The organism is Candidatus Marithrix sp. Canyon 246 (assembly GCF_001723685.1).
In the GTDB taxonomy this organism is placed as follows: Bacteria; Pseudomonadota; Gammaproteobacteria; order Beggiatoales; family Beggiatoaceae; genus Marithrix.
The window spans coordinates 1-8,872 of record NZ_MCBX01000027.1; the positions used below are offsets into that span (position 1 = coordinate 1).

An 8,872-nucleotide genomic window follows, 5' to 3' on the forward strand; every position below is an offset into this window, starting at 1 on the left:
ATACAAGCACGTGAAGAAGTCTTAGCACCTATACGTGAATCTAAGCAAACTGTATCTACGAAACCCACCAAAACCATCGAAAATGGTGGGTTTCGTTGTCACTCTACCCACCCTACAAAGCTACAAAGCTTCTTGACTTTAATTTCTAACTTTTCCAGGTGGGTTTCGTTGTCACTCTACCCACTCTACAAAGCTACAAAGCTTCTTGACTTTAATTTCTAACTTTTCCAGTCAATTGGTGCCAAAAACTATTTTGTCGCCAAAATATTGTCAGTTGTTTACGTACAGATTTAGATAATTTTTCTGCTTTTATCGGTGTTGTAAAAGCGTCACGCATGGCTTGGTAATAACACTTAATTTCTAAGGATTGTACAGCGCGAATTAAACCAAAAAATAGCCGTGATGCAATTAAATAAGCTGCACCGGGATAGGGAACATAGCGACGTATTAACCAAATGCTATTGCGCGTTGGATAATATACTTGTCGCCAACCGGTACGCCCTTGTGGTGCTTGGCGATGAACGACTCTACATTGCGGATCATAATATATTTTATAATCCTGTTGTAATACCTTAATAGCCACTTCCATTTCGTTTTGATATAGAAAAAAATCTTCTGGATACCAGCCGATTTTTTCAAATAAGCTACGACGAATGGTAAAACCACAAGCAACAAATGCCATTGATGTTGTAGCTATATCATCTTCAGGTAAATGCCAAGTTTGAAACCTTTCACCATTAGCAGATTCAATCCTACAAGCGACAATACCAATATCAGGGCGTGTGTCTAAGTGGTGAATCATACGATCCAAAGTGATATTATCAACTGGATGTGAATCATCATCCAAAACCAGAATATAATCACCCTTGGCTAGTTTGAAACCTTGATTATAACCAGCAATTCCAGTGTTATCTGCTATAGATATAACATGCACCCAACTTGTCTGAGTTTGTAAAAACTCTTTAGTGCCATCACTGGAACCATTATCAACAGCAATAACCTCAATATCGTCACGATTATTCACTAATCGTGATAACTGTTCTAAGGTGTATCGGGTTTCAGCAACCCGATTATAGTTTAAGAAAACTATGCTTAATTTCATTGCAGTGCTTGATAAGCCTTATTAAAACGTTGTTCTAAAATTTTAGTTTGTTCGCGACTCACAGCGGCACTTAAATACCAATTTTGTTCAATATCTAAGGCTTCTTGTTGTGGATTCATAGATGTTTTTTCTCCACCACTCATAGCAGCCGATAAACGATCTACTTGATAAGCTAATCGTGCTTGTGCTGCTTCTGCTGGAGAGTCAATACCGGCTAAGATTTCCATACGAATACAATATGTTTGCTTTTCTTCTATGCCCTTGGTATTAACAATATCTTCAGCATTGTTACAAGCTTTTTGGAATCGTTGTTGAATCGCAGTTTCAAATTCAGAATTTTGTAATGGAGCCAATTCTTCCCAACGATTTTGAATTGCATCATCAAATTCTGTAGCTTGTTCAACTTCAGCACATAAAGCGGCTTTTTGTCTAAGTTGATCTAATTGATCGCGTTGTTCATTTGCTAATTGTTTCTGATATTGATTTCTCAGTTTTTTATAAACTGCTTCAAATCGTTTTTCAACAGTTTCTACAGCTTTAGCTTTTCTACGCCGTGCAATATTACCAATTTGCTTCCAATCAGCTTTAATATTTTGCCATTGATCTCGGAATTGTTTGAGTTGATCTGAACTGATAATGATACTATCATCATTCACAATTATATGAATTTCATCACATATAGCAGTTTTTTTATCCAAATAAGTTTGTAACTCATGGCTTTGTTCATCAATTTGTTGCTGACGATAATTAAATAATTTATCACAACTGCTACGAAAGCTAGTCCAAAATTCACGTTCAACACGACGTGAGCCGGGAATTGTTACTTTCCATTGAGTTTGTAATGTCTTTAAATCCTCAATTGCTTCATTAAGAGTCGATTCAATCAGCTTAACATCAGCATTAGTAGCAATAAAATCTTCAAAATGATTAACTATTCCTACAACCTGTAAATATAGCTGCACTCTTTGGTGACAATTACGCAAACGCTCATTATCTAAAAATGTTGTTAATACTTGTAACGCGCTGTTAAAACGTTTTTCAATGCTTTTTTTGAATTTTCTATCAGTAGCTCCAATAGTTTTCCACTTATTTTCAGCATCGCGCACAAAATTAGAGACTTGTTTCCACTCAACGTTTTGCCAATCTGTATTATTAGCATAAGTTTCTAACTGTTCAGATAAAGCCTGTTTTTGCAATAAATTTTGTTCACGTTGATTAGATTTGTCATGAAAATAAGCCTTACAAGGCTCATAAGCAGTTTGACAAGCATCATTAAAACGTTTCCAGATTTGATCTGAATTTCCTTGAGAACCAAGGTTTTTCCAAGTTTGTTGATAGTTATTGATTACTTTAGCCGATTCTTCTGGTTTATCTGCCGAAGTTTTCTGTAATTCTTCTACTTGTTGACATAAGTCTTCTCGATATTTGCGATAAACTTGTTGGCAATTATCATTAAATTGTTTCCAAAGTTGTTGTGAATAACCACTGGAACCCAATTTTTTCCAAGCTTCTTGTGCTTGTAAAACCATTTCTAAAAGTTTTTCAGCTGTTTCTTCTGTTTCAAGCAAATTACTTATTTTTTGACATAAGTTTTCTCGTTCAACTTTGCCACCCCAACTTTGCCAACTACGCAACTCATTAATTTTAAGCTTGCATTGTTGCAGACGTTTATCTAAAAGGGCACGATTTGACTTATCTTTGATTGTTTTTAATAATTTAGTAGCTTTTTCATCTAGGGAAATAGCTGTTTTTAATTCACCTTTTTCTAAAGTGGCTTCTAATTCATTTAGTAAGGTTTTGAGTTTATTGACTGTCTGCTTATGTTTTTCATTTTGCGCTTGTAAACGTTGCTCTAAGGCAGTCATATTTTTCTTAAAGCGGTTATTTAATTCCACTGCTGGTTCTGGTAAATGCACCTTCTGCCAACGCGCTTTAAGTTTGGTTAATTGTTCGGTAGTAACTTTGCTACTTAGTAATTTATCTGTTTCATTACATAAGGCTTCTAATTGTTCAGTAGCTTGATAAATTTGACGTAAATTTTGATGTCGTTTTTGTATTGCTTCAGCAAAGCGTTTAAAACGAGCTTGCCAATTAGATTCTTCATCAGAATCATCTAATGTAGGGATGTAATTCCATTCAGTTTCTAAAGCAGTAAATTTTTCCGTGAAATCTTCATGGGTTTTATTATCAAGACTTTGATGTTTTTTTAAGTCAATCAACAAAGCTTCGAGTTTCGTAGATACAGTTTGCTTAGATTCACGTATAGGTGCTAAGACTTCTTCACGTGCTTGTATTGCTTTTAATGCTTGTTCATGTTTTTCAAAAGCGAGTTTTACTTTTTGTTCTAATTCAGTATAGCGGCTTTGACACTCAGGCTCAGCATATTCAGCTATAGTTAGCCATGTTTTTTTTAAGTTATTGAATTCTAACTGTTGAGTTTTCAATAATTTAGCATTCTTGCTAGTCATTTGTACATCAGACATACCGCTATTTAAACGCTTTTCTAAAGCATTTAACTTAGTACAAATAGCCTCATATTCAGCATAGACTCGTGCAGGGCGTTCTATCTGTTCAATTACTTCATCCAATTTTTCACGCGCTCTACGATATAGTCGTTTATCAGTATTACGAGTGGCTTTAACTACTCTTTCTAAGGTAGATTTTTGTGTTAATTTTTCCAACACAGTTAAACGCACTTCACTAACAGAATCGTTGATAACAATATCACCTAACAAACCTTCACGTTCAAGCTTTGCAATAGCGGCTAATCGTAGTTCAACTTCTTCTGCCTTAGTAGCTACTTCTGCTATTTGTTCAGCATCATTAGTTTTATTAATCCAAGCTATACGCTGTTCTAAGCTAAGAAATTGAGTGCATAGTAATTGTTTTATGCGTTGTTGAGCGACTGCTTGCACATTTTTATCATTGTCATTATGTACAATGGTATCTAAAATATTTAAGTCATTGATTTTTTTTAATGCAGCTTGTCTCACCTCAGCCGCTGTATCATTTTGTGCTATTTCATGTAAAATTGCAGTATCGTCTAATCCATCAATTACAGAACGACGAATATTAGGATTACTATGTTGCCATTTAGGCTTAATGAAATTGGAAAGAATCATAGATTGTTCAGAGTTTAAATCGGTTACATTGAAAATTCGTTGTTGTTTTTAACTTAATCAAACTAATTTATGTTTTCATTAGAGAACCTCCATCAAATTGGACCATTTATTTTAATCTTTATATTCAGTCTATATATTATAATATCAGCATGGCGAAAAAATACAAGAAATGATAAACCAGTTTTAAGAAAACATCTTGTTACCACTACATTTGTATGTAGTGGCTGTGGCAAAATTAGCCGCTTTCAAAATGTGGCTTATGAAGGACATTTTAAGAATCAAGAACTTGACGAAGAACTACCACCCGGATGGTCATGTATTCCAAATCTATTCGGAAAACCTTGTGATTATTGTTTTGATTGTTCAAACAACAAATCTTAAAATTTATACACTAAATTTGTTGTTAAAGAGCTATCAGTAGCTTTTTTGCCCAGCACTGGTTCATTGGAATAATTAACCTTATAAACAATACTTACATCAAATATTTCATTGACATAAAATATAAAAGCTTTTATATATATTAGTGGTTTCATCTTTTAGTTGCAATTGTAAATGAAAACGATTATCATATGCGGTATGATTTTCTAATAGCTTAACCAACATCTTAAACATTAATTTTAACAAATATGAAAAAAATTATTATCAGTAACATAATTATAGCTACTATGTTGAGTAGCTTTTTATTACAAGCTAAAGAGTCAGATACAGGAGTACGTTTCAGTGGTTTGGTCTCATTAGAGGGTCGTTATAATCGTGGCTTTGATGAAGTTAATACTAGTGATATTGCAGTTGATGAACTTGGTTTTGCCTTTGAAGCCAAAGTAAATAAATGGGCTACTGGCTTGATTAGTTTTCTTTATGAAGAAGGTGCTACAGACTTTGAAGTCGATGAAGCTAAAATTACTTTAGGTAATACAGAGTTATCACCGCTTTATCTTTCATTAGGGCAAATGTATTTACCATTTGGTAACTATGAATCACATATGGTTTCTGATCCATTGACTTTAGAAATCGGTGAAGCTAGAGAACAAGCAGTATTGTTAGGTGCAGAAATGGGTGGTGTTTATGCAACAGTTTATGGATTTAATGGTTCTACTCAAGATTCTGCCGCTGAAGATTTAATTGATAAATATGGTTTTAATGTGGGTTTTGCTCAAGAAACTGATCAATATAATTTTGATGTAGGTGTTGGTTTTATTAATGATATTTCTGATTCAGATGGTTTAACTGACGCTTTAGGCGCAACCAGTTTACTAGCTTATGAAGAAGTTAATGGTTTAGCTGCATATTTATTATTAAAAGTTGGTCCAGTTAGTTTTATTGGTGAATATATTACAGCTTTAGATCAATTTAAATCTAGTCATCTTGCGTTTAATGGTGTTGGTGCAGAGCCTAAAGCTTGGAATGCAGAACTTGGTTATACCTTTCCAATTGCTGGAAAAGAAACAACATTTGCTGTGGGTTATCAAGGTTTAGAAGAAATTGGATTAGCACTTGACTTACCAGAAAGACGCTATTTAGCTACAGCATCAGTAGGAATCTTTGATAATACTACATTATCTTTAGAATATACTTTTGATGAAGATTATGACATCGCTGATGGTGGAACTGGTAAGGATGGTCATGGTGCAATCTTACAATTAGCTGTTGAATTTTAATTAAAAAACTAAGAGCCACAGAAGTTACATTTTTTGTAAACAATTGGTTAATCAATCAATTTGGCTGGATAAGAATTAATTCATTTAATTATACAGAGATTATGGTATTATTTACCTTGTCTTTGTTTATCTTTAGTGATTTAACTCGCTACTTATTACATCGCTTATTACATAGCATTCCCATTTTATGGGAATTTCACAAAGTACATCACAGTGCCAAAGTGCTGAATCCATTTACGTTTTATCGTTATTGGTTTTATGTTTTCACTGATAGGCTCAAATTTGCGTCATTCTCACATTAAGCTATCATACCCACGGTTTGTAGAAAAAATTTTGATTTCACCTTATCAGCACCAAATTCACCATTCAAAATTGCATAACAATCGCAATTATGGAGGTTTTTTAGCAATTTGGGACTTAATTTTTGGTTCTTTAACTTATTCAAAACAAGTTAAATTTATCACATTAGGAATTGAGAAGGCAGAAATGAAAAATTTTGCTAAATTTTATCAATTATTTCAATTTTAAGACTGCGCCCAATGTCACAATCCAGAACATGGATTTATTGACAATAGAAATAATGGTCTAGCAGTATCACTAGGCGATGATTGCACCAGACTTTCATTTTAATATTAATGATGCTGATAAAGCCTACGATGCAATGACACTAAGTATTGCTAAATTTGAACAAACAGATGAATTTGCACCTTTTGACAGCAAATATGATAGCTATCTGCGCGGAGAATATGAATTAACAGATTTAGAAGACTTGGGACGATCATTATTTTTCTCTAATAACAACACCAACTGCTCATCCTGTCACCAACTAAAACGTACAAGCGATACAGCAAGAGAACAAGGCATAATAGATCATGGCTTACTTGCCAACCCTTTAATTACAGATAAAAAACATGATGGTAAAATTAAGGATGCATAACGGAGTATTCAGAGAACTGACAACCGTGATAGAATTTTATGACAAATACCTAAGTTCAAGCAGAACACACAATCCAGAAACCCAAAAACCTTGGAAACAGGCACAAGTTCCAGAAACAGTCAACATGAAGAAGTTGATAAAAGGCAAAAAATTCTCAGATAGAAAAATAAAAGCCTTAGTTGCGTTTCTAAATACTCTAACTGATCGGCGTTATGAACATTTGATTTCAAAGTAGGGTTCAGACAAATAATCCGTAGGGTTTACATATTTTATTTAGCACTGAGAAAAAATAATGAAAGAATTAATCTTGCCTTGTGCAATTAAACGAATTCAAATCGAAAATTACCAAGGCATTATTAAAACTAATATCACTGATATGCCTTACGAAACCCAATGGATATTTTTAACTGGAGAAAATGGATTTGGTAAAACCAGCGTACTACAAGCAATTGCCATTGGTTTATTTGGGAATCAAGATAACAAAAGAATCCTTACAGAAAGTGATTGTCAAATCACTGTAGAATTTAATAACCACGGTAATAATCAGATTAATCGCTTAGGAACGCCAGAGTTTCAACCTTTTACTCAGTTTGTTGCTTATGGATCTTCCAGATTAGAAATTCAAAATCAGCAAACACGCAATGAAGTCTCCGAAAAAAGCACGACAACTTATGGCTTATTTAATACCGATGGTGTTTTATTAAGCATTGAATATGAGTTTTTTATTAGCTATCTCAAACAAAATCCCAAATATTCAATTATCAAAAAAACATTACTGAAATTATTACCTTATATTGCTGATATACAAGTCAATGAGAAAGATGAAATTGTTTATATTGAAAAAGAAAATGCTGGTAACTACCAAACTTATCAGCCAATAGCCTTTAGAAAATTAGCGTCTGGGCATAAAAGTATCATTGCCATGATTGGAGATATGTTGATTCGTTTTTATCAACAACAACCTTCAGTGATTGAACCTCAATATTTTTGTGGTATCATCTTAATTGATGAACTTGATTTACACTTACATCCTAAATGGCAACGTCAATTGCCGTCTCTGTTATCGGCAGTTTTTCCCAAAGTGCAATTTATTGCATCTACTCATAGCGTGATTCCATTTTTGGGCGCACCCGAAAATTCGGTTTTTCTTAAAGTCAAACGTTCTAAAGAACAGGGTATTCATATAGAAAAAATTCATATGAATATTAGAAACTTATTGCCGAATATTTTATTGAGTTCACCGCTTTTTGATTTAGATATTAAGCCAGAAAATAATCGCAGTTTAAGCTTAATTAGAACTGAGGAAACTTATGATGAAGCCAAATTAAATGATGAAATTCGAGCCAGTCTCAAAGCATTTGAAGAAAGTAAAGATGATTTTCCAGACGATTTATTTATAACCAATGATTAGCGTTAAAAAAGACTACAATAATCTACCTGTTGGTTTAAATACTAAGGGTTGCCAAAATCAAATCAAAAAGACACTCATTGAAAAAGACAAGCATAATTTCAGTTCTTATTATTATAGGGATGCAACTTATGAAGTGTTAAAAAACCAAATTTACCATCGTAAATGTGGCTATTGTGAAACTGATACTACTGCGGGAGCAGCATTACAAGTTGATCATTATCGTCCCAAAAAGCGTATTCATGATGACAGATCACATACTGGTTATTACTGGCTAACTTATGAATGGAGCAATTTGATACTGGTATGCTCAGCATGTAATAGCAAAAAATCTAACCAATTTCCACTTGAGTTGACAGGTAAAAGAGTTAATAATTAGTAGTAAATTATGTGAACTTATATGATATAATATAGGAATGAAACCTACATATCGGTTAAATGAATTTGCTAAACTTATTAATAGATCAGTCAAAACACTCCAAAAATTGGATCGGCTTGGTAAATTTAAAGCACACCGGACTGCCACAAATCGTCGATATTATACACACAATCAGTATTTGGAATATATGGGTATTGCTAAAAACAATACTAAAAAAAAGTTCATTGTATATTATCGTGTTTCAAGTGCAAGTCAAAAAAATGATA

11 protein-coding genes and 1 pseudogene are annotated in these 8,872 nt (G+C 33.4%); 9 read left to right on the forward strand and 3 right to left on the reverse strand.

Going from position 1 to position 8,872, the window contains the following annotated elements; all coding sequences use genetic code 11:
- Nucleotides 1–222 (forward strand): hypothetical protein (locus BHU68_RS17755; protein WP_216115534.1); only part of this gene is annotated, 222 nt, incomplete at its 5' end.
- Here the strand turns inward: BHU68_RS17755 and BHU68_RS11935 are convergent.
- Both BHU68_RS11935 and BHU68_RS11940 read right to left on the reverse strand, forming a co-directional pair.
- Nucleotides 212–1,102 (reverse strand): glycosyltransferase family 2 protein, encoded by an 891-nt coding sequence (locus BHU68_RS11935; protein WP_069471891.1) that lies wholly within the window; start codon nt 1,100–1,102, stop codon nt 212–214. The genes BHU68_RS17755 and BHU68_RS11935 overlap by 11 nt on opposite strands.
- Nucleotides 1,099–4,224, reverse strand: a complete 3,126-nt coding sequence (locus BHU68_RS11940; protein ID WP_069472831.1) for a DUF349 domain-containing protein — start codon at nt 4,222–4,224, stop codon at nt 1,099–1,101. Before BHU68_RS11940 ends, BHU68_RS11935 begins: the two co-directional genes overlap by 4 nt.
- Nucleotides 4,225–4,293: 69 nt before the next feature.
- Between BHU68_RS11940 and BHU68_RS11945 the strand changes: the two genes are divergently transcribed.
- Nucleotides 4,294–4,605, forward strand: a complete 312-nt coding sequence (locus BHU68_RS11945) for a hypothetical protein (protein ID WP_069471868.1) — start codon at nt 4,294–4,296, stop codon at nt 4,603–4,605.
- Here the strand turns inward: BHU68_RS11945 and BHU68_RS16590 are convergent.
- Complete coding sequence (locus tag BHU68_RS16590; protein WP_083234169.1) at nt 4,602–4,757, reverse strand: DUF481 domain-containing protein; 156 nt, start codon at nt 4,755–4,757, stop codon at nt 4,602–4,604. The genes BHU68_RS11945 and BHU68_RS16590 overlap by 4 nt on opposite strands.
- A gap of 93 nt (nt 4,758–4,850) precedes the next feature.
- On the opposite strand from BHU68_RS16590, the gene BHU68_RS11950 reads away from it, so the two are divergent.
- The 7 genes and pseudogenes from BHU68_RS11950 to BHU68_RS16600 form a co-directional block, all read left to right on the forward strand.
- Nucleotides 4,851–5,882, forward strand: coding sequence for an LbtU family siderophore porin (locus BHU68_RS11950; protein ID WP_069471869.1), 1,032 nt, complete (start codon nt 4,851–4,853; stop codon nt 5,880–5,882).
- 101 nt (nt 5,883–5,983) lie between these two features.
- Nucleotides 5,984–6,410 (forward strand): annotated as a pseudogene (locus BHU68_RS18415) (sterol desaturase family protein).
- A 76-nt stretch (nt 6,411–6,486) separates the two neighbouring features.
- Complete coding sequence (locus BHU68_RS11960) at nt 6,487–6,819, forward strand: hypothetical protein (RefSeq protein WP_069471871.1); 333 nt, start codon at nt 6,487–6,489, stop codon at nt 6,817–6,819.
- On the forward strand, nt 6,812–7,054 hold the full coding sequence (locus tag BHU68_RS11965; protein WP_069471872.1) for a hypothetical protein: 243 nt from the start codon (nt 6,812–6,814) through the stop codon (nt 7,052–7,054). The genes BHU68_RS11960 and BHU68_RS11965 overlap by 8 nt, the downstream gene beginning before the upstream one ends.
- A gap of 57 nt (nt 7,055–7,111) precedes the next feature.
- Nucleotides 7,112–8,230 (forward strand): AAA family ATPase, encoded by a 1,119-nt coding sequence (locus tag BHU68_RS11970; RefSeq protein WP_069471873.1) that lies wholly within the window; start codon nt 7,112–7,114, stop codon nt 8,228–8,230.
- The gene (locus BHU68_RS11975) at nt 8,223–8,606 is read left to right on the forward strand and encodes an HNH endonuclease (RefSeq protein ID WP_069471874.1); all 384 of its coding nucleotides are present in this window, start codon (nt 8,223–8,225) and stop codon (nt 8,604–8,606) included. Before BHU68_RS11970 ends, BHU68_RS11975 begins: the two co-directional genes overlap by 8 nt.
- Nucleotides 8,607–8,643: 37 nt before the next feature.
- The coding region (locus tag BHU68_RS16600) for a MerR family transcriptional regulator (RefSeq protein ID WP_141700082.1) at nt 8,644–8,872 on the forward strand (229 nt) is incomplete at its 3' end.